The 1427-nt window shown below is 63.2% G+C and carries 1 protein-coding gene; it reads right to left on the bottom strand.

The features are described 5' to 3' along the window. Positions 1–1427, bottom strand: a 1427-nt coding sequence (locus tag J0A65_RS23360; protein ID WP_232850122.1) for a condensation domain-containing protein, incomplete at both ends; no start/stop codon positions are given.

Below are 1427 nucleotides of genomic sequence, written 5' to 3' on the forward strand. Positions count from 1 at the left end.
CACCAGTTGCTCGAACGGCAGATCCTGATGAGCCTGGGCATCCAGCAACCCATCGCGCACCTGGCGCAACAGCGCACTCAGGCTCGGGTTGGTCGAAAGGTCGCAGCGCAACACCAGCAGATTGACGAAGAAGCCCACCAGACGTTCGCTGGCGAGCTGTTCACGCCCAGCCTGGGTAAGACCGATGCGCAGATCCTGCTGGCCGGTAAAGCGCTGCAACAACAGGTTGAACGCCGCCAGCAACAGCATGGCCAAGGTCACACCATGCTGCTGGGCCAGCTGACGCAACTCCCCGCTCAAGACATCGTCGAGACGCTGCTCGATGAAGCCGGCACGACGTCCACTCTGGCGAGTCGTGTCGACCAAGGTGTATGGCAACTCAAGCGGCGGATGTTCCTGCCCAAGGTATGTGCGCCACCACTGCAGCAGTCGTGCGCTCGCTCCACCGTCCAGTACCTGCTGCTGAGCGGCGGTGATATCGACGTACTGATGGCTCAACTGCGGTAGCTGCGCAACCTCACCTTGCAGACGCGCCGCATAGCACGCCGAAAACTCCTCCAACAGCAGATTCAGAGAAGCGCCATCAGAGATGATGTGGTGCATGCAGAGCAGCAGCGCCTGACGGCCTTCGCCCAGGTGCTGCAGACGCAGACGTAGCAACGGGCCGCTGACCAGATCGAAGGTTTCGGCAGCGAATTGCAGCGCGTCGCCCTCGGCAGTGCTCGGCTGACCACTCAGATCGATCTGACTGAACGGCACCGGCGCGGCGTCGGTCAGGTGCAGGCGAACTTCGCCATCACTGTCCTCGACGAAACGGCTGCGCAGCGTCTCGTGACGCAATTGCAGATCGACGAATGCCTGTTGCACTGCGTCGACATTCAGCTCGCCGCGCACCGTCAGACCACCGGCGATGTGGTACAGCGGGCTGTGCGGCTCCAGCTTCCAGAGGAACCAAAGACGGCGCTGGGCCGGCGACAGCGGCAGCGTGCCATGGCGATCCAGACAGGTCACTTCGGCGCAGGCCGGTGTATCGACAACATGACTGGCCAGCGCAGCGACGAAATCGCCCAATACCGGCGCCTCGAACAGCAGGCGCGGCTTCACTGCGCGGCCATGACGCTCACGCAGGCGTGCCAGTAACTGGGTCGCCCGCACCGAATCACCACCGAGGACAAAGAAGTGATCGTCACGTTCGACCGCCTCCACCTGCAGCACCTCGCACCAGAGAGCAGCCATGGCCTGCTCTGCCTCGCTCAGCCGAGCAGTGTTCACCCGATCGCCTTCCACCAGTTGCCCGGCACGCTGTACCGCGTAAGCCGACAAGGTGCCATCAGCCAATTGCTGGCGGCATGCAGAGCGCTGCAGCTTGCCGCTGGAAGTCTTTGGCAACGCGCCCGGTTCCAGCAGCGCCACGAGCAGCGGTGCTT

This window comes from Bowmanella yangjiangensis (assembly GCF_017255015.1).
GTDB lineage: Bacteria > Pseudomonadota > Gammaproteobacteria > Enterobacterales > Alteromonadaceae > Bowmanella > Bowmanella yangjiangensis.